The sequence below is a fragment of the Streptomyces sp. NPDC013455 genome (assembly GCF_040632975.1).
In the GTDB taxonomy this organism is placed as follows: Bacteria; Actinomycetota; Actinomycetes; order Streptomycetales; family Streptomycetaceae; genus Streptomyces.
In genome coordinates, this window is record NZ_JBEYCX010000003.1 from 278588 (window position 1) to 298446 (window position 19859).

Below are 19859 nucleotides of genomic sequence, written 5' to 3' on the forward strand. Positions count from 1 at the left end.
GCCTCGCAGGTGGTTGCTCGCCGCTCCTGCCACGCAACGTCCCCGCAACCTGCCAGCAGGGCCAGCCGGTTCCAGCCAGGGCGGCTACAGCCGGTGCAAACGAGCGAACTCATCAGCACGCAAGGAGCGAGGCTCGACAGATGCCCTACTGAGAACAGAGGCGCGGATGCGAGGCGATTAGCATCACCCCGCTGCTTCAACTACCCCTGATCGCGCAGGGGACTGGCGTTCCACTGGGGGTTTCATGGCCAAGCGTGCCGCCGCGACTGTCGTCGCCTCACTTACGATCACATGCCTGTGCACCTCGACAGCCACTGCGGACACCCGCGTGGGGGACACGCAGGTCCTCTCCGCCTCCATCAACGGCGGCAAGCCTGTCGTGAGCGGAACGTCCGCAGGGGCGTCCTTCACCGTCACCGTCACCGCCAGCGACCCCGAGGGCATCGACTACATCGACTCGTTCCTGTACAGGGGGCCCATCACCGACCCCACCGGCGGCCTCGCAGCAGTACGTGAACCGGAATGCACCGTGTCCAACGACGTCACCACACGCTGCACCTGGCAATTCATGCTAAGTGAAGGGTTCCTCCAGAACCCCGATGCCGGAACCTGGCGGCTCCACGTCAACGCAACGGCCAAGGACGGCGACTATCACTGGAAGGAATCCGCAGCGTCCGTCAACATCCAGCGCGCCTCGAAGCTGACGGCCAACGCCTCGCCCGAGCCCGTGGTCAAGGGCAAGCCCATCACCATCACCGGCGCACTCAGCCGAGTCAACTGGACCGACTCCAGGTATCACGGGTACGCCAACCAGCCCGTACGCCTGCAGTTCCGCACGCCCAGCGGCGCCTACAGCACCGTCAAAACCGTAACGTCGAGCTCCACGGGCTACCTCAAGACCACCGTCACCGCCAGCCGGGACGGATACTGGCGCTACAGCTACGCAGGCAACACCACCACCGCGGCCGTCAACGCACCAGGCGACTTCGTCGACGTACGGTAGACAGGGCTGATCTCGGCGACACTGCTCTCCAGCAGCCCGGCGAATTGGATCATGACGCCCGTTCCCTAATGTGCGAGGCGGACGCGTCGGCGTGGGCTGTGAGCTGCCGTCATCCTGCTGACGGCGGTCCTGGGAAAGTGGGGGCCCCGCCGCTCGTACGGTCGGCCAGGCTTCGCGGCCGGCCGCCGTCACAACTCAGGGCTCTTGGCCCGATCCGCTGAGGGTAAAAAGCAAGCCGGGGAGGCTCCGGGATCTTACGAAGCCACTCGAAGCGGCCAGTAACGTGGAATCGCGCGGCGACCGGAAGCCTTCGGCCCGGCTAAAAGTCCCAGAGAAGCCCCAGAGGCGCCGCCACACCCCTTCTCGTCTCACGTTCATGCGCGTCGGAAGGGGTGTGTCGGCGCCTTTTCTGAAGGCTCTCAGATGTCCCGGAAGATCTCGATCTGCGCCCCGATCGAGTTCAGGCGCTCGGCGAGGTCCTCGTAACCGCGGTTGATGACGTACACGTTGCGCAGCACCGACGTGCCCTCGGCCGCCATCATCGCCAGCAGGACGACCACCGCGGGCCGCAGGGCCGGCGGGCACATCATCTCGGCGGCGCGCCAGCGGGTCGGGCCCTCGACCAGCACCCGGTGCGGGTCCAGGAGCTGGAGCCGCCCGCCGAGGCGGTTGAGGTCGGTCAGGTAGATCGCCCGGTTGTCGTAGACCCAGTCGTGGATGAGGGTCTGGCCGGAGGCGGCCGCCGCGATCGCCGCGAAGAACGGGACGTTGTCGATGTTCAGGCCGGGGAACGGCATCGGGTGGATCTTGTCGATCGGCGCCTCCAGCTTGGAGGGCCGGACCGTCAGGTCGACCAGGCGGGTACGGCCGTTGTCCGCGAAGTACTCGGGGCTGCGGTCGTGGTCGAGGCCCATCTCCTCCAGGACCGCCAGCTCGATCTCCAGGAACTCGATCGGCACTCGGCGCACCGTCAGCTCGGACTCGGTGACCACCGCGGCGGCCACCAGGCTCATCGCCTCCACCGGGTCCTCGGAGGGGGAGTAGTCGACGTCGACGTCGATGTTCGGCACACCGTGCACGGTGAGCGTGGTGGTGCCGATGCCCTCCACCTTGACGCCCAGCGCCTCCAGGAAGAAGCACAGGTCCTGGACCATGTAGTTGGAGGAGGCGTTGCGGATGACCGTGACGCCGTCGTGCCGGGCGGCGGCCAGCAGCGCGTTCTCGGTCACCGTGTCGCCGCGCTCGGTCAGGACGATGGGCCGGTCGGGACGGACCGAGCGGTCGACCCGCGCGTGGTACTGGCCCTCGGTGGCCGCGATGTCCAGACCGAACCGACGCAGCGCGATCATGTGCGGCTCGATGGTCCGCGTGCCCAGGTCGCAGCCGCCGGCGTACGGCAGCTTGAAGTGGTCCACGCGGTGCAGCAGCGGGCCGAGGAACATGATGATGGAGCGGGTGCGGACGGCGGCCTCGGCGTCGATCGAGGCCATCTCCAGCTCGGCGGGCGGGACGAGTTCCAGGTCGACGCCGTCGTTGATCCAGCGGGTGCGCACGCCGATGGAGTTGAGCACCTCCAGCAGGCGGTACACCTCCTCGATCCGCGCCACCCGGCGCAGCACCGTGCGCCCCTTGTTCAGCAGCGAGGCGCACAGCAGCGCCACGCACGCGTTTTTGCTGGTCTTCACGTCGATGGCGCCGGACAGGCGGCGGCCGCCGACCACGCGCAGATGCATCGGACCCGCGTAGCCCAGCGACACGATCTCGCTGTCCAGGGCTTCACCGATACGGGCGATCATCTCAAGGCTGATGTTCTGGTTGCCGCGCTCGATGCGGTTGACCGCGCTCTGGCTGGTACCGAGCGCCTCCGCGAGCTGTGCCTGCGTCCAGCCCCGGTGTTGCCGGGCGTCACGAATGAGCTTGCCGATGCGTACGAGGTAGTCGTCTGACATGAGGTTGAGGTTATCTCAGATATGAGATGGCGCCCGCTGTGGGGTCCGTTCAGGTGGTGTCGGTGACGGTCCGTCAACAGCGCCTGGCCCAACGGTATGACAATACCCGGAAAGAACCGGGCAAATCATCTAATGTCGCGCGGCGCTCGGTCGTCCCGGCAACCCTGCTGCGTGCGTACCCCTCTGAGTCCCCGAAGGGGGATCCATGTCCCCGAAGGGGGATCCATGAGAACAGCGAGATGTACCGGTATGTCGCCGCCGCGCCGCTCGCCGGCTGCTGCGCGCTCGTCTCCTGCGGTACGCGGCGCACGGGGCCGGGTGCCGGTCCGCACCGCGCGACCGCGCCGCCCGTGCCCTCGCCCGCCGGCGGAAGGCCGTGTACGGCGACCGCGGCCGCATGTCCGTGCCGGCGCCCGCCGGGATGGACGCCGGTCTGGACCGGTACCCGCCCGGCTGCCGGTCCTGGAGTGCGTGCCGGGCCGGGTCGGGCCGGGTTGGGCATGACCAGTCGCCGCCCATGTACTAGAGTTATCTCGACATCGAGATATCTGCCGAGGCGCACCGCAGCCGGCCACTCCGGTAAGGGTTACCTAACTTAGCCTTACCTTAGCGGATCGGCCAAGCCCGCGTGGCGGCAGGATGCGGTGGTACGCGCACATCAATGAAGGAGACTGTCGTGTCGGCGAACAGCTTCGACGCCCGCAGCACGCTGCGCGTGGGCGACGAGTCGTACGAGATCTTCCGGCTGGACAAGGTGGAGGGCTCGGCCCGGCTGCCGTACAGCCTCAAGGTCCTGCTGGAGAACCTGCTCCGCACGGAGGACGGCGCGAACATCACCGCCGACCACATCCGCGCCCTCGGCAACTGGGACTCGCAGGCGCAGCCGTCCCAGGAGATCCAGTTCACGCCGGCCCGCGTGATCATGCAGGACTTCACCGGCGTTCCCTGTGTCGTGGACCTCGCCACGATGCGTGAGGCCGTGAAGGAGCTGGGCGGCGACCCCGCCAAGATCAACCCGCTGGCCCCGGCCGAGCTGGTCATCGACCACTCCGTCATCGCCGACAAGTTCGGCACCAACGACGCCTTCGCGCAGAACGTCGAGCTGGAGTACGGCCGCAACAAGGAGCGCTACCAGTTCCTGCGCTGGGGCCAGACCGCCTTCGACGAGTTCAAGGTCGTCCCGCCCGGCACCGGCATCGTCCACCAGGTGAACATCGAGCACCTGGCCCGCACGGTGATGGTCCGCAACGGGCAGGCCTACCCGGACACCCTGGTCGGCACCGACTCGCACACCACCATGGTCAACGGCCTCGGCGTCCTCGGCTGGGGCGTCGGCGGCATCGAGGCCGAGGCCGCGATGCTCGGCCAGCCGGTCTCCATGCTCATCCCGCGCGTCGTCGGCTTCAAGCTGACCGGTGAGCTCAAGCCGGGCACCACCGCCACCGACCTCGTGCTGACCATCACCGAGATGCTCCGCAAGCACGGTGTCGTCGGCAAGTTCGTCGAGTTCTACGGCGAGGGCGTGGCCGCCACCTCGCTCGCCAACCGCGCCACCATCGGCAACATGTCGCCGGAGTTCGGCTCGACCGCCGCGATCTTCCCGATCGACGCCGAGACGATCAACTACCTCAAGCTCACCGGCCGCTCCGCGCAGCAGCTCGCGCTCGTCGAGGCGTACGCCAAGGAGCAGGGCCTCTGGCTGGACCCGCAGGCCGAGCCGGACTTCTCCGAGAAGCTCGAGCTGGACCTGTCCACGGTCGTCCCGTCGATCGCCGGCCCGAAGCGCCCGCAGGACCGCATCGTCCTCGCCGAGGCCGCCGAGCAGTTCGCCAAGGACGTCCTCAACTACGTCGAGGTCCCCGCCGCCGAGGCCGGCACCGCCGCCTCCCCGGTGGACGAGGCGAGCGCCGAGTCCTTCCCGGCCTCCGACGCCCCGGCCTACGGCCACCAGGAGAACGGCGCGGGCGCCCCGCAGCACGCCGAGGGCACCGGCGCGGCCGTCCCGTCCAACCCGGTCACCGTGACCGCCCCCGACGGCTCGACGTACGAGATCGACCACGGTGCGGTGACGGTCGCGGCCATCACCTCCTGCACCAACACCTCCAACCCGTACGTCATGGTCGCCGCGGCGCTCGTCGCGAAGAAGGCCGTGGAGAAGGGCCTGACCCGCAAGCCGTGGGTCAAGACCACCCTCGCCCCGGGTTCGAAGGTCGTCACCGACTACTTCGACAAGGCGGGCCTGACCCCGTACCTCGACAAGGTCGGCTTCAACCTCGTCGGCTACGGCTGCACCACCTGCATCGGCAACTCCGGCCCGCTGCCGGAGGAGGTCTCCAAGGCCGTCAACGACCACGACCTCGCGGTCACCTCGGTCCTCTCCGGCAACCGGAACTTCGAGGGCCGGATCAACCCCGACGTCAAGATGAACTACCTGGCCTCCCCGCCGCTGGTCGTCGCGTACGCCATCGCGGGCTCCATGAAGGTGGACATCACCAAGGACGCCCTGGGCACCGACCAGGACGGCAACCCGGTCTACCTGAAGGACATCTGGCCCTCCGAGGCCGAGGTCAACGACGTCGTGGCCAACGCCATCGGCGAGGACATGTTCAACAAGTCCTACTCCGACGTCTTCGCGGGCGACGCCCAGTGGCAGGCGCTCCCGGTCCCGACCGGCAACACCTTCGAGTGGGACGCCGAGTCGACCTACGTCCGCAAGCCCCCGTACTTCGAGGGCATGGAGATGGAGCCGGCCCCGGTCGCCGACATCACCGGCGCCCGCGTGCTCGCCAAGCTGGGCGACTCGGTCACCACCGACCACATCTCCCCGGCCGGTGCGATCAAGGCCGACACCCCGGCCGGCAAGTACCTCACGGAGCACGGCGTCGAGCGCCGCGACTTCAACAGCTACGGCTCGCGCCGCGGCAACCACGAGGTCATGATCCGCGGTACGTTCGCCAACATCCGCCTGCGCAACCAGATCGCGCCGGGCACCGAGGGCGGCTACACCCGCGACTTCACGCAGGACGGCGGCCCGGTCGCCTTCATCTACGACGCCTCCCGCAACTACATCGAGCAGGGCATCCCGCTGGTCGTCCTGGCCGGCAAGGAGTACGGCTCCGGTTCCTCCCGCGACTGGGCGGCCAAGGGCACCGCGCTGCTCGGCGTCAAGGCCGTCATCGCCGAGTCGTACGAGCGCATCCACCGCTCGAACCTCATCGGCATGGGCGTCCTGCCGCTCCAGTTCCCGGAGGGCGCCTCGGCGCAGTCCCTCGGCCTGACCGGTGAGGAGACCTTCTCCATCTCCGGCGTCACCGAGCTGAACGAGGGCCGCACCCCGCGCACGGTCAAGGTCACCACCGACACCGGTGTCGAGTTCGACGCGGTCGTCCGCATCGACACCCCCGGCGAGGCCGACTACTACCGCAACGGCGGCATCATGCAGTACGTGCTGCGCAGCCTGATCCGCAAGTAGGCGACAGCGGCACGGCCGTTCGAGGGCCGCATCCCCGGCGCCGGGGATGCGGCCCTCCGCGTTCCCGGCGTCGAGAGGGAAGAGCACCCGAAGTCGTAGGCCACTTCGACCGGTTCGGGTATGGAACTGAAGGGCCGCCGTCTTCTACGCTTGGTTTCGGTAGCGGTGAGTAGTCTTCTGGGTGCCCGGGGTGGCGGGACGGCCGGCAATCCGTCCCGCTTTTCGGGGTACTCGCCTGCGGCGGTGCACAACCGTCCACTAAAATGAACGGGCGCCGCAGTCCAGGCACATCGGGGGAGCAGGAGGGGCTGAGGTGGGGCATGGGGGGGAACCCTTATGGCGCAGGAGCAGCATGTGTGGCAATGAGAACGAATGCCTGGAGGTCGCCGTGCGAGAGCACCTGGTCTTCGCGCGCGACTCCAAGCAGCCACGACACGCGCCCCTGTCCTTCACCGCTGTCGCCTGGACGGAGTTCCTCCGTGCCGTCGTCCAGGAGGATCCGCACGGCCCGTGACGTTCTCATCGAGCCATCGGCAACAGGTAGGGGGACTTATGCGTGCCGAGGCATCTCCGGTCCAGCAGGCGGGAGGCGGGGCACCGAGGCCGAAACGGGCCGTGGCCGGTGCGGTCGCGCTCTCCGTGGGTGCGGGCGCGGCGGCCACGCTGGCCGCGGCACTCGCCTCGATGCTCGTCGACAGCGTGACGACGAGGCGGATCCTGTGGGTCGCCGTCGCCGTCGCGGTGGCCGTCGGGGCGGGCATCTGGTGGGCGGAGGGCGGCCCTACGGCGCTCCGACCTGATTCTGATCGCCTTGCGCACCGTTCTGCGCCTGGTTCGCCGGAGCGGTAGCGGCGGCCCGGCGCTCCTTGCGCCGCCTGCGCAGCAGTGCCGTCACCGCCGTGATCAGTGTGGTGCTCATGAGGGTTGCCACCACGGTGGCCGGCTTCGGCCACGGCAGCTTGAGGTGCCCGGCCGCGTGCAGCGACACGAGCGTCCAGGCCGTCATCGCCAGGGCCACGAGGAGCACCCCGCCCGCGATCAACGCGACCTGCACCTTCCACGCGTGGCGCGCCTTCTCTATCGCTATCAGATTCCGGGTGTGCTCCGGATTCTGCATGGCCAGAGACTTGAGCTCCTCATCGGACATCCCGGCTGCCTCGGCACCGGGTGCACCGGTGAGGCCCAGGTTCTGCAGACCCTGCCATATCGACCTGAAGACCACGTCGGTCCTCCCCCTGGCTCCGCCGCCCACGGATTCCGCGTGTACTAGCGGGTCCCGAGGTCCTGCTTGATGCGACCGATCAGGTCGAGGGACTCGGTGTCACCGAGCGCAAGATCCATGATCGTTTGGAAGCACTCCTGATAGCGGGCCAGCAGCTCCATGTCCTCGCCGCCGGTCATGCTGCCCGCCGCGTGCTCCAGGTACAGCAGATCGTCGTCGTCCGGAAAGCCCAGCAGGACGAAGCTGCCCAGTGTGCTGTAGTGCGCGCCGGCCGAGAAGGGCAGGACGCGGAGCCGCACCCGGTCGCGCGCGCCGAGGTCGAGCAGCTGCTCCAACTGCTCGGCGAGCACGTCCTTCCCGCCGATCTCCCGGCGCACCGCGGCCTCGTCCAGGACGAGCGTGGCGACGGGCCCCTCCCCGCTGTCGAACATCCGCTCCCGCCGCTCCATCCGCAGGTCCACCACGCGCCGGGCCCGTTCCCGGTCCAGACCGCGCGGGGCGAGGAGCGCCTCGGCGTAGCCGCGGGTCTGGAGGTGTCCGGGGACGACGATGGGGTGGTACGTGTTCAGGGACGTCGCCGCGCTCTCGTAGCCCAGGTACTGCGCGAACTGCGGGCTGACCACCTCGTGGTACTTGGACCACCAGCTGGGGCCCTTGCTCCCGCGGGCGGCCTCCTCCAGCTCGCGGACCCGGTCGGGGTCGCGGACCTCGTACAGCCCCAGCAGCGCGCGCAGATCGCTGACGGACACGCTGACCGTGCCGGTCTCCACCCGGATCAGCTTCGACTGCGACCACTCGACCCGCTCGGCCGCCTCACGCTGGCTCAGACCGGCCCGCTCACGCGCCTGTCGCAGGGCCAGGCGCAGTTTCCGCCGGTTCAGACTGGGGTCCACGGGGGGTGTCATCGCCGCTCCTTCGACCGTGCACGTACCCGGAACCCGATCGGCCATGCACAGAAAGCTTCAAGCTGTTGGACAACTCCATTATGCCCCGAGCTTTCTGCATAGAGCCGAACCGCGTGGGCGCGACCCATGGCCCTGCTCGTCCGCCCCCTTCGCCCCCTCCAACGCGCGAACGGCCGCCGCGGATCCCGGAACGTCGTCCGGCGACCGCCGGGCCGGAGCGAAGGGGCGCGCGGGAGCGCGAAAACGCGGCGGAGGGCCACTGATGTGCGCCCCCCGCCGGAGCCGAGGCCGAAAACGCCGAAGGTCCCCGATGTGCGCCCCCCCCCGTGGCCGAGGCAGAAAACGGCGAAGGGATACCCGGGCGCACCCCAGCAGCCCGAGCCGTCACGCGCCCCCGCAGCCCAAAGCTCCGTCACGTGCCCCCGCAGCCCAAAGCTCCGTCACGCGCCCCCGCAGCCCGAGCCGTCACGCGCCCCCGGACGCGGTCAGCACGTGCCCCGGGCCGCGCTCAGCAGTCGAGCAGACCGCCGGGGTCCGGCAGTGTCAGTTCGGCCCAGATGACCTTTCCCTGCGGCGAGTAGCGCGTGCCCCAGCGTTCGGCCAGCTGCGAGACGAGGAACAGCCCCCGGCCGCCCTCGTCGGTCGTCGCGGCGTACCGCAGGTGCGGCGAGGTGCTGCTGCCGTCGGCCACCTCGCAGATCAGCGTGCGGTCGCGGATCAGCCGGACCCGGACCGGATCGCAGCCGTAGCGGATGGCGTTGGTGATCAGCTCGCTCAGCACCAGCTCCATGCCGAAGCCCAGTTCGGACAGGCCCCACTCCTCCAGCTTCTCGGAGATGGCGAGGCGCATCCCCGACACGGCCGCGGGGTCGCGCGGCACGTCCCAGTCGGCGACGTTCCCGGCCGGCAGCGCCCGGGTGCGCGCGATGAGCAGGGCGACGTCGTCCCCCGGGCGCTCGGGCAGCAGCTCCTCCAGCACCGCCTGGCAGCTCTCCTCCGGAGACCGCCCGGGGTGCCCGGCCAGCGCCCGGCGCAGCAGCTCCATGCCCTCGTCCAGGTCGCGCGAGCGGTCCTCGATGAGGCCGTCGGTGTACAGGACGAGCTGGCTGCCCTCGGCCAGCACCAACTCCGCCGTCAGGAACGGCATGCCGCCCAGGCCCAGCGGCGGTCCGGCCGGCAGCTCGGGGAAGGTGACGCTGCCGTCCGGCGCGACCAGCGCGGGCGCCAGGTGCCCGGCCCGGGCCATGACGCAGTGGCGTGTCACCGGGTCGTAGATCGCGTACAGACAGGTGGCGCCGACGACCTCGCCCGCCGACTGGGCGCAGGCCTCCTCCTGGTCGATGCGGCCGACCAGCTCGTCCACGTGACTGAGCAGTTCGTCGGGCGGCAGATCCAGGGTGGAGAAGTTGTGTATCGCGGTCCGCAGCCGGCCCATCGTCGCCGCGGCGTGCAGGCCGTGCCCGACCACGTCGCCGACGGCCAGCGCCACCCGGCCGCCCGGCAGGGGGATCACGTCGAACCAGTCGCCGCTCACACCCGACTGGGCGGGCAGGTAGCGGTAGCCGACCTCCAGGGCGCTCTGCTCGGGCAGGGCCCGCGGCAGCAGACTGCGCTGGAGGGTGACCGCCAGCGCGTGTTCACGGGTGTAGCGGCGGGCGTTGTCGATGCTGACGGCGGCCCGGGCCACCAGCTCCTCGGCCAGGGACAGCTCCTCCTCGTCGAAGGGCTCCCGTTTGGAGCGCCAGAAGTTGGCCATGCCCAGCACGACACCGCGGGCCTGGATGGGGGCGGCGATGAGCGAGTGGATGCCGTAGTCCAGGATCTGCCGGGTCCGTTCCGGGTCCTGCGCCTGCCAGCCCTCGGCGGCCGACAGATCGGTGACCAGTTCCGAGCGGCCGGAGCCGTAGCCGCGGGCCTGGGGTGTGGACGGCAGGAAGTCGATCAGCCGGCCCTGTTCGTACAGCGGGTGGTCGTCCCGGATGCCGCCCACGGCGACGCGCCGCATGTACGTCGCGGTGGGGGACGGCTCCTCGCCGTGCAGCACGCCGTCGGCCAGGTCCACGGTGACGAAGTCGGCGAACCGCGGGACGGCGACCTTGGCCAGCTCGTCGGCGGTGCGGACCACGTCGAGGCAGGTGCCGATGCCGAGGCCCGCGTCGTACAGCAGCTCCAGCCGCTCCCTGGCCACCTCCGCGCGGCCCGAGACGGCCTGGAGCTCGGTGGAGTCGCGGAGCGTCACCACGGTGCCCCTGGGGCCGCCCGCGTGGTCCGTCGGGCGCTGGTTGACCGCCAGCAGGCGTCCGCCCGCGAAGTGCACCTCGTCGCTCGCCTCGCGCCCGGAGACGAGCAGCTCCACCATGGCCGGCTCCAGGTCGGACAGCTCCCGCACGTCTCGCCCCTCCGCCTCGGCGGGCAGCTCCAGCAGCCGCCTGGCCTCGTCGTTGGCGAGCAGCAGCCGGCCGTCGTCCCCGACGATGAGCACGCCCTCGCGCACCGAGTGCAGCACCGCGTCGTGGTGCTCGTACATCCGGGTCATCTCGTCCGGGGCCAGGCTGTGGGTCTGCCGCCGCAGCCTGCGGCCCACCAGGGCCGTACCGCCGATCGACACCAGGAGCGCTCCGGCGCCGGCGGCCAGGATGATCGGCAGCTGCCGGTCCACCTGGCTGGTCACGTTCTTCACCTTCATCCCGGCGGAGACCAGGGCGGTCACGCGGCCGCGGGCGTCGGTGACCGGGACGGTCGCCTGCACCTCGTCGCCGAGCGGGCCGTGCACGCTCTCCGTGTACACCTTCCCGGCCAGCGAGGGGCCGATGGCGCCCACGAACCGTTGGCCGATCTTGCCCGGCAGCGGATGGGTGTAGCGGATGCCGTGGGTGTCCATGACCACGATGAAGTCGACGCCCGCGGACTTGCGTCCCGCCTCGGTGAGCGGCTGGAGCGTCGCGGACGGGTTCGCCGAGTCCAGGGCCCGCAGCAGGCCGGGGGAGTGCGCGAAGGTCTGCGCGACGGCTATGGAGCGCCGCCGGGCCTCCGTGCTCGTGTCACGTTCCGATTGGAGGACGAGAGCGATGACGCCGCAGATGACGAGCGCGACCACCAGCGCCACCTGAAGGAGCAGAACCTGCCCCGCGACACTGCGCGGGCTTCGGCCGACCACGGCACGCCATGCAATACGCCTGAATCGGGCGAATCGGTCCGACATGCGCCATTTGTAGCACTGGCAGATGGTCGTGACTACGGCGTCCCAGTAGTTGGACGCATGTTTTTGCCGCCTCACCGGAAACACTGGTCGCATCTCGTCACTTGCGCACCACGTGTGCCGTGTGCGTGAGCGCTCCGGCGCGGGCTGTGCTCTGGGCGGACCCGGTGGACAGGGGCACCGGGTCCGCGAGCCGGACAGGGGAGGGGGGTGGGGGACCTGTCCGGAGGGGGTGACGTGTGGAGATGCCGTGAGCAGGATGATCGTGCGGCTTGTGCGCCGGTCGGCGCGCGACAACGTTGTCCTATGGTCTGTACAACTCTACCGCCCCAACGGACAACGATGTCAAGCCACTTGGTGCGACCCGGCCGGGTGACCCCGGGGCGTGCCTGCGGGGGCGCGGGCGGTCTTCCGTGGTACGGCTGGCGCACGCTACTGTCCCTGCGGCTTGTGCGACCTGTGGTGCGCGCCCCGTCCGTCAGGAGGAAGGGCCGCGCATGCGTTTCAGACCCACGTCCCTGCTGCTGGCCGTGCTTCTCGCGACCGGCGGCACATCCCCCGCCCTCGCGGCGAGCGCGGCTCCCCCCGCCCTCGTCGAGGACCCGACCCCGTACGTGGACCCGCTGATCGGCACCAGGAACGGCGGAGACGTCTTCCCGGGTGCCGTGGTGCCGTTCGGCATGCTCTCCTGGAGCCCGGAGAACACCCGCGGCGACGCGACGAGCACCGCCGCCCCGGGCGGCTACCACTACGACGCCCCCCGCATCCGCGGCTTCAGCCTCACCCACATGTCCGGCACCGGCTGCGCCGGCGGCAGCGGCGACATCCCGTTCTTCCCGTACGCCGGCGAGGTCACCTCCTCCCCGGCGAGCGACACGAAGGACGCCGTCTACGCGGCGGACTTCAGCCACGTCGACGAGACCACCGAGCCCGGCCACTACCGGGTCGGCCTGGCCTCCGGCGTCACCGCCGACCTCACCGCCACCGCGCGCACCGGCTCGGCCCGCTTCACCTACCCGGCCGGCAAGCCCGCGTCCCTCCTCGTGCGCACCGCCAACTCGGAGGTGGGCTCGACGGACTCGACGGTCAGGATCGACCCGGACACGCGCACCGTCTCCGGCTCGGTCACCTCCGGCAACTTCTGCGGCCACCTCGACCCCGAAGGCCGGCGCGCCTACTACACCCTCCACTTCACCGCCCGCTTCGACCGCGCCTTCCGGTCCACCGGCACCTGGCAGGACGACACGCTGCGGCCCGGCTCCCGGGAGGCGTCCGGCGGCACCGGCGGCTTCGCGCACGGCGGACGGCCGGTGGCCGGCAAGGGCGCCGGCGGGTACGTCGAGTTCGCCCCCGGCGACGGCCCGGTGCACGTCAAGGTCGGCATCTCCTACGTCAGCGCGGCGGCGGCCGCGGCGAACCTCGCCGCCGAGAACCCGCCGCGCCGCTCGTTCGACGCCGTCCGGGACGCGGCCCGGCGGGCCTGGCGGGAGCGGCTGGGCGCGGTACGGGTCGGCGGCGGCACGGACGCCGAGCGCACCACCTTCTACACCGCGCTGTACCACTCGCTGCTGCACCCGAACGTGATCAGCGACGCCGACCGCCGGTACCGCGGTGCCGACGGCGGGGTGCACACGGTCGGCAGGGGCCACCGGGCCCAGTACGGCACCTTCTCCGGCTGGGACGTCTACCGCGACCAGGTCCAGCTGCTCACCCTCCTCGACCCGGACACCGGCTCCGACATCGCCCAGTCGCTCTACGCGCTCGCCCGGCAGAACGGCGGGGTCTGGGACCGCTGGCTGCACGGCGCGAGCGGCACCCATGTCATGAACGGCGACCCGGCGCCGACCGCGCTGGCCGGCATCCACGCCTTCGGCGGCACCCGCTTCGACCTGCGCGGCGCGCTCGCCTCCCTGGTCCGGGCGGCCACCGTCCCCACCGCGCGGGACCTGTCCGCCGCCGGCAAGCCCGTGCTCTCGGTGGGGCAGCGGCCCTCCCTCGACAAGTACCTGAAGCTGCACTACATGCCGTCCGTGTCCAACGCCTGGGGCGGCGCCGCCGAGACCCTGGAGATGTCCACCGCGGACTACGCGCTCGCCCGGCTGGCGCGCGCGGCGGGGGAGGAGGAGACGGCGGACGTCTTCGCCCGCCGCTCCCAGTGGTGGCAGAACAACTTCGACATCGCGGCCGGCCCCGACGGCGGCTACATCGCCAACCGCAAGGCCGACGGCAGCTGGGTCACCGGCTTCACCCCCGGTACCGGCAACGGGTTCGTCGAGGGCACGGCCGCCCAGTACACCTGGATGGTCCCGCACAACCCGGCGGGCCTCTTCGCCGCGATGGGCGGCCGGGAGCGGGCACTCGCCCGGCTGGACGACTTCTTCCACGACGCGGACGGCGACTGGGCCTTCACCGGCCGCGGCGGCACCAAGTCGGAGCTGGACAACGAGCCGTCGATCAACGTCCCGTACCTCTACGACTACGCCGGCGCGCCCTACAAGACCCAGGAGACCGTCCGCGCGGCGATGCGGCGGCTGTGGTCCACCGAGCCCGGCGGCATCCCGGGCAACGACGACCTCGGCGCGATGTCCGCCTGGTACGTCTTCTCCGCTCTCGGCATGTACCCGCAGGTGCCCTCCCGCGCCGAACTGGTCCTCGCCTCCCCGCTGTTCGAGCGCATCGAGATCAGCAGGCCGGAGGGCAACGACATCTCCGTCCGCGCGGCCGGAGCGGCCGCCGACGCCCCCTACGTCCACTCCCTCAAGGTCGACGGCCGCGGCAGCGACCGCCCCTGGCTGCCCGCGTCCTTCGTCCGGGACGGCGGCCGGCTCGACTACACCCTGTCCGCCGTCCCGGACCGCGGCTGGGGCGCGGACAGCCCGCCGCCGTCCTTCCGGGAGGGCGAGCAGCCGTACCAGATCGGCGTCGGGCCCACCGCCGCCACCCTCGCCCCCGGTGACAGCACGAGGATCACCGTCCGGGCGCTGTCGCTGACCGGCGGCACCGGGCCCGAGGTGCGCTTCCGGGTCCGGGTCCCGGCCGGGGTGACGGCCACGCCCGCGCAGGGCACGGTCACCGGCGGCGCCCGGGAGATCACCCTCACGGCGGCGCCGGACGCCGCCCAGGGCTTCGCCGACGTCGGCGTCGCGGTGACCTCGGGCGACGCGTCGTACGAGCAGCCGGTGACGCTCACCGTGGCCGCGCCGGGCACCCTGCTCGCCGCCTACGACAACACCGGCGTCTCCGACGACGACGGCGACCACGACGAGGCCGACTACGACGGCGGCGGCTGGAGCTACTCCCGCCAGGCCCTCGCGGCGGCCGGCCTCACCCCGGGCGCCCGCGCCACGGTCGGCGGCCTCTCCTTCACCTGGCCGGACTCGCCCGCCGGCCGCCCCGACAACGCCTCCGCGGCCGGCCAGACCATCCGGCCGGCCGCTCCCGCGGACGCGCTGTCGTTCATCGGCAGCGCGGTCAACGGCGACCAGCGGGCCACGGCGGCCGTCACCTACACCGACGGCAGCACCGGAGCCGTCGACCTGTCCTTCACCGACTGGACCGTCGGCGGCGGCAGCGGCACCGTCCGGTACGGCAACGAGATCGTCGCCAGGACCGCGTACCGCAACGTGGCCGGCGCGGACCGGGACCCGGTGACGACGTACGTCTTCGCCACCCAGCCCTACCGGGCCCCGGCCGGCAAGCACATCCGGAGCGTCACGCTCCCGCACGACGCGGACATCCACGTGTTCACCCTCGCCACGGGCTGATCCGAGCCCCGCGGCGCAGGCCGGCCCGCGGCGCAGGCCGGCCCGCGGCGCAGGCCGGCCCGGGCGCGCACGGCGGCCCGGGCGTACACGGCGGCCCGGGCGCGCACGGCGGCCCGGGCGTACACGGCGGCCCGGGCGTACACGGCGGCCCGCTCCCGGAATCCCGGGGAGCGGGCCGCCGTGGTGCGCGCTCGCGGTCAGGCCAGCAGTTCCACCTCCGCGAGAGTCGACTCGCCGTCCAGCACCAGGCGGAACCTCGTGTAGGTGCCCGGTGCCGCGACGGTGAAGGCACGGGTCTGCCGGTCCCAGCTGAACGTTTCGCCCGAGCGCCGGTCCAGGGTCCGCCAGGTCGTGCCGTCGGTGGAGCCCTCCAGGGTCCAGCCGGCCGGCGCCTTCGCGCGGTCCGCCGCCGAGGTCAGCGTGTACTGCACCGGCCGCACCGCACCCCCGGCCGGCAGGTCCGCCGAGGTGACCGCCGCGCTCGTCGCCGAGGTGTCGTCGAAGAGCGCGCCCGCGCCCTCCAGGACGTCGACGCGGGGCACCGGCACCTCGTCGTCCTGGGTGACCGAGACCGGCGCCGCCTTCTCGCCGGAGCCCCACGCCGACGGCCTGGGGCCCATGAAGAAGTCCAGCACCCCGCCCTTGGACAGCAGCGAGTGCGGCAGCGAGGTGGACGTCCAGGGGCGGCCGTTGACCATGACACCCTGCACGTACACGTTCTTCGCGCTGTTGCGCGGCGCCCGCACCACCAGGTCCCGGCCGTTCTCCAGGTGCACGGTGACCTTCTTGAACAGCGGCGAGCCGATGGAGTACTCGCCGCTGCCCATGACCAGGGGGTAGAAGCCGAGCGCGGAGAAGAGGTACCAGGCCGACTGCTCGCCGTTGTCCTCGTCGCCGTGGTAGCCCTGCCCGATGTCACTGCCGGTGTAGAGCCGGGACAGCGCCTCGCGCACGTACGCCTGTGCCTTCCACGGCTGGCCGGCCGCGTCGTACATGTAGATGACGTGGTGCGCCACCTGGTTGGAGTGGCCGTACATGCCCATCCGGACGTCCCGGGCCTCGGTCATCTCGTGGATGACACCGCCGTAGGAGCCGACGTAGTCGGGCGACGCCGTCTCCGGGGTCGCGAAGTACTCGTCCAGCTTGTCGGCGAGTCCCTGCCGGCCGCCGTACAGGTTGGCCAGGCCCCGGCTGTCCTGCGGGGCGGTGAAGGCGTAGCCCCAGCCGTTGGTCTCGGTGTAGTCGTGGCCCCACACCCGCGGGTCGTACGCCGCGGAGTCCACCCGCCAGCGGCCCCGGGCGTCGCGGCCCTGGAAGAAGCCGGCCTTGGAGTCGAAGAGCCGCACGTAGTCCCGGGCCCGGTTGAGGAAGTACTCCGACTCCTCCCGGTAGCGCTTCTCGCCCGTCTTCCGGTGGAGCGCCTCGCCCATCCTGGCGATGCCGTAGTCGTTGACGTAGCCCTCCATCGCCCACGACAGGCCCTCGTGGGTGTCGGTGGAGGTGTAGCCGAGGAAGGGCGAGGTGGTCATGCCCTTGCGGCCCACGCCCGGCATCGGCGGGACGACGGTCGCGTTCTTCACGGCCGCGTCGTACGCCGCCTCCGCGTCGAACCTCACGCCCTTGACGTAGGCGTCGGCGAAGGCCACGTCCGAGGAGGTGCCGGTCATCAGGTCGGCGTAGCCGGGGGAGGACCAGCGGGAGGTCCAGCCGCCGTCCTTGTACTGCTGCACGAACCCGTCGACCATCTCGCCCGCCTGCGCGGGGGTCAGGAAGGAGTACGCCGGCCAGGTGGTCCGGTAGGTGTCCCAGAAGCCGTTGTTGACGTACACCTTGCCGTCCACGATCTTCGCGCCGGTGCGGGTCGGGGTGTCCGGGCCCGGCATCGGGGAGAACGGGGACGCGTACCTGTCCTTCCCGTCGACCTTCTCGAAGCCGGAGTTCGGGTACAGGTACAGCCGGTACAGGTTCGAGTAGAGCGTGGTCAGCTGGTCGGGGGTCGCGCCCTCCACCTCGACCCGGCCGAGCAGCGCGTCCCAGGCCTGCCGGGCCCGCTGCCTGACCGTCTCGAAGGACGTGCCGTCCGGGATCTCCCGGCGCAGGTTGTCCCTGGCCTGGTCGAGGCCGATGAGCGAGGTGGCCAGGCGCAGGGTGACGGTGCGGTCGGCGCCCGCGTCGAAGCGCAGGAAGCCCTTCACCCCGCTCGCGCCGCTGTCCGTCACCGGGCGGTCGAACTCCCCGTACACGAACAGCCGGGTCGCACCCGTGGACAGCCCCGACTTCACGTCCGAAAAGCCGGTGACGGTCCCGTGCTCCTCGTCGAGCGTCAGGCCGGCCTGCTCGGTGACGTTGTCGAACAGCACGCTCGCGTCGTCGCCGGGGTAGGTGAAGCGCAGCACGGCCGCGTGGTCGGTCGGGGTCATCTCGGCCTTGAGCCCGTTCTCGAACCGGACCCCGTAGTAGTAGGGCCGCGCGGTCTCGTTCTCGTGCCGGAAGGCCAGCCCGCGCGCCGTACGGCCGGTGTCCGGAGTTCCGGACGCGGCCGACGGCATCACCTGGAAGGTCTGCCGGTCGCCCATCCACGGGCTCGGCTCGTGGCTCGCGCTGAACGCCTGGACGGTGGGCAGGTTGTCGGCGTTGTTCGCACGTGCGTACTCGTAGAGCCAGCTCAGCGAGGACGCGTTGGTCACCGGCGTCCAGAAGTTGAAGCCGTGCGGCAGCGCCGTCGCCGGGAAGGTGTTGCCGCGCGAGAAGCTGCCGCTGGAGTTGGTGCCGCGGGTGGTCAGCGCGTAGTCCGCCGGGTGCGCCTTCGGCTTCTCGGGTGGCACCGGCTTCAGGGACACGTCGTCCAGCCAGCCGCGGAACTTCGCCGGGCCGTCCGGTGAGTCGTACGCCACCAGGATCCGGTCGACGGTCTTGCCGGCCGCGACCGAGCCGATCCGCGCGCTGACGCTGTTCCACTGGTTGACGTACAGCGCCTTCGACGCGCCCTGCCCGCGCGGGGTGAGCGGGAAACCGTGCTGGTCCAGCGCGCCCAGGCCGCTCAGATAGGTGCCGTCGGTGAAGGCCAGGTCGACGGAGACGTTGGTGGCGTCGTAGTCACGGTCGCCGTCGGCCATCGAGGGGAAGACGCGGTAGGACAGCCGGGTGTCGCCGCCCACCTTCACGTCGACGTCGAAGACCTTGTTGGAGGAGTACGCCCGGCCGTCAGCGGTGTGCCGGCCGGCGTAACGCAGCGCACGCTTCCCGGTGAAGCCGGCCCGCGCCTTGGCCGTCGGCGAGCCGCTCGGGCCCTTGTCGACCAGGGTCAGCATGTCCTGCGGCACCGGCCCGCCGCCGCCTCCGGTGGAGAACTGCACATCGGCGAGCTGGAGGATGTCCGGGGCGCCGTCGTTCTTCGTCACCTCCAGCCGGAAGTGCTGGTACGCGACCGGTTCGGCGAGGTCGTACGACTTCGTCCGGAAGCGTTCGGGGAAGGTCTCGCCCGAGCGGGTGTCGAGCGTCTTCCAGTCCTTGCCGTCGGTGGAGCCCTTCAGGGTCCAGTCCCTGGGGTCGCGCTCGGCGAAGTCGTTGGCCGAGGTGAGCGCGTACGTCGCTATCTCGATCGGCCTGTCCAGCTCGAACTCCACCCAGCCGGTGGGCGCGAAGGTCAGCCACTTGGTGCCGGGCTCGCCGTCGACCAGGTTCTCCTTCACCTCGCCGGCGCCCGCGTTCTCGCCGCTCGCCCGGACCTCGGTGACATGGTCGGTGACGTTGCCGGGGATGCCGGTGGTGTAGCCGCCGTCGACGCCCGAGGCGCGCTTGCCGCCGTCCGGCCCGGTGTCCACCGTGTTCAGCCAGTCCGGCGCCGGATCGCCCGTCTCGAACGAGGATGCGAACTCCCGGTCGGGCGCGGGAGCCTTGGCGGGCCGGGCGACCGCCGCGCCCTGCGCGCCGACGGCCATGACAAAGGCGGCCGTGAGGACGACCGCCGGATCCCATCTGTGCCGAGTTCTCCGCTGCATCTACGGATTTCCCCTCCTGCGCCCCCTTCGGACAACGTTGTCAGTTACGGGGCGCAGGAACCAGTAGGTCGTCAAGTGGTCCGTGATGTCAAGGGTGTTGGCTGTGGCATTCAGGGACTTATGTCGCGAATTTTTCTCGCGCGACAGGCGACCGGGACTCATATTTCCGCGAGGTCTCAACTCGGAAAAGACCCATCGCGAACCTTGCATTCGATCTTGCTCCGCCGACGGTAAGTGGACTATACCTGTCGGCGCCCGGTACGAACGCACTTCCGGCAGAACGCGCACCCAGTACTTCCTGCACCACCCAGCTTGACCCGACAGCGGTGCCGGGGAGGATCCGG

9 protein-coding genes are annotated in these 19859 nt (G+C 70.9%); 4 read left to right on the forward strand and 5 right to left on the reverse strand.

Annotation, left to right across the window (positions count from 1 at the left end; translation table 11 throughout):
• Positions 1–244: 244 nt before the first annotated feature.
• On the forward strand, positions 245–1003 hold the full coding sequence (locus ABZ576_RS07740) for a calcium-binding protein (protein ID WP_360737163.1): 759 nt from the start codon (positions 245–247) through the stop codon (positions 1001–1003).
• A 419-nt stretch (positions 1004–1422) separates the two neighbouring features.
• Here the strand turns inward: ABZ576_RS07740 and ABZ576_RS07745 are convergent, their stop codons facing one another.
• Positions 1423–2952 carry a UDP-N-acetylglucosamine 1-carboxyvinyltransferase gene (locus ABZ576_RS07745; RefSeq protein WP_360737166.1) on the reverse strand — a complete coding sequence of 510 codons (1530 nt, stop codon included), beginning with the start codon at positions 2950–2952 and terminating at the stop codon, positions 1423–1425.
• A gap of 676 nt (positions 2953–3628) precedes the next feature.
• Between ABZ576_RS07745 and ABZ576_RS07750 the strand changes: the two genes are divergently transcribed.
• Positions 3629–6424 (forward strand): aconitate hydratase, encoded by a 2796-nt coding sequence (locus ABZ576_RS07750; RefSeq protein WP_360737628.1) that lies wholly within the window; start codon positions 3629–3631, stop codon positions 6422–6424.
• Positions 6425–6737: 313 nt separating this feature from the next.
• Positions 6738–6938, forward strand: a complete 201-nt coding sequence (locus ABZ576_RS07755) for a DUF397 domain-containing protein (RefSeq protein WP_360737169.1) — start codon at positions 6738–6740, stop codon at positions 6936–6938.
• Between the two features lie 267 nt (positions 6939–7205).
• Here ABZ576_RS07755 and ABZ576_RS07760 read toward each other — a convergent pair whose 3' ends face one another.
• From ABZ576_RS07760 to ABZ576_RS07770, 3 genes are all read right to left on the reverse strand, one after another.
• Positions 7206–7646: a hypothetical protein gene (locus ABZ576_RS07760; RefSeq protein ID WP_360737171.1), complete on the reverse strand. Its 441-nt coding sequence runs from the start codon at positions 7644–7646 to the stop codon at positions 7206–7208.
• Positions 7647–7690: 44 nt separating this feature from the next.
• Complete coding sequence (locus ABZ576_RS07765; protein ID WP_360737173.1) at positions 7691–8551, reverse strand: helix-turn-helix transcriptional regulator; 861 nt, start codon at positions 8549–8551, stop codon at positions 7691–7693.
• 508 nt (positions 8552–9059) lie between these two features.
• Positions 9060–11753 carry a SpoIIE family protein phosphatase gene (locus ABZ576_RS07770; protein WP_360737176.1) on the reverse strand — a complete coding sequence of 898 codons (2694 nt, stop codon included), beginning with the start codon at positions 11751–11753 and terminating at the stop codon, positions 9060–9062.
• Between the two features lie 494 nt (positions 11754–12247).
• Here ABZ576_RS07770 and ABZ576_RS07775 point away from each other — a divergent pair, with 494 nt between their 5' ends.
• Positions 12248–15514: a GH92 family glycosyl hydrolase gene (locus ABZ576_RS07775; protein WP_360737178.1), complete on the forward strand. Its 3267-nt coding sequence runs from the start codon at positions 12248–12250 to the stop codon at positions 15512–15514.
• A gap of 197 nt (positions 15515–15711) precedes the next feature.
• Here ABZ576_RS07775 and ABZ576_RS07780 read toward each other — a convergent pair whose 3' ends face one another.
• Positions 15712–19515: a GH92 family glycosyl hydrolase gene (locus tag ABZ576_RS07780; protein WP_360737181.1), complete on the reverse strand. Its 3804-nt coding sequence runs from the start codon at positions 19513–19515 to the stop codon at positions 15712–15714.
• Positions 19516–19859: the final 344 nt, after the last annotated feature.